This window comes from Nocardioides panacisoli (assembly GCF_039537325.1).
In the GTDB taxonomy this organism is placed as follows: domain Bacteria; phylum Actinomycetota; class Actinomycetes; order Propionibacteriales; family Nocardioidaceae; genus Nocardioides; species Nocardioides panacisoli.
The window spans coordinates 1-557 of sequence record NZ_BAABAH010000041.1 but is presented as its reverse complement, the minus strand read 5'-3'; the positions used below and the strand labels follow the sequence as shown (position 1 = coordinate 557).

The following is a 557-nucleotide window of genomic DNA, read 5'->3' as shown; positions in this document are numbered from 1 at the left end:
CCGGCCGAGTTTCTTGATGTCAACGTGGACCAGGTCGCCCGGCGCTGCGACCTCGTAGCGGACGGGCTTGGGCTTGCGGATCGGCAGGCCGGTGGCCTGGTCGAGATGGGCCAGCAGAGGCATCCGGTAGCGGGCCAGAACCCGGCCGACGGTCGATCGCGGGACACCGAGGTGGTAACTGATCCGGTGCGGTCCCCATCGGCGGCAGTAGCGCAGCTTGATGATGCGTCGCTCGAGTCGTTGAGGGCACCGCGTCGGGAAGGTCTGCGGCCGCGACGACACGTCAGTCATCGGCCTCCCAACTCGGTAGCGGGCGGCCCATTTCGCCGCGGTCGCAGGCGAGACCTGGAACCGCTCCGCGGCTCGACGGACCGGCCAACCCTTCTCGACGATGAGCTTCGCGAGCCGCTCGCGACCGAGCGGAGTGAGCGGGGCGTTAGCGTGAGTCACGTAGGACCTCCAGTTAGAGGGTTGGTGTGGTAACCCCCTCCGTACTGGAGGTCCTCGCTATTCGTCTACGCCTGCGTGTTCACAACCTGCCGGGGAACTACAGCTAG

1 protein-coding gene is annotated in these 557 nt (G+C 67.0%); it reads right to left on the bottom strand.

Annotated features, from left to right (window positions below; genetic code table 11):
* Nucleotides 1–450 (bottom strand): leucine zipper domain-containing protein (locus tag ABD709_RS21405; RefSeq protein WP_344779091.1); only part of this gene is annotated, 450 nt, incomplete at its 3' end.
* Between the last annotated feature and the right edge of the window lie 107 nt (nucleotides 451–557).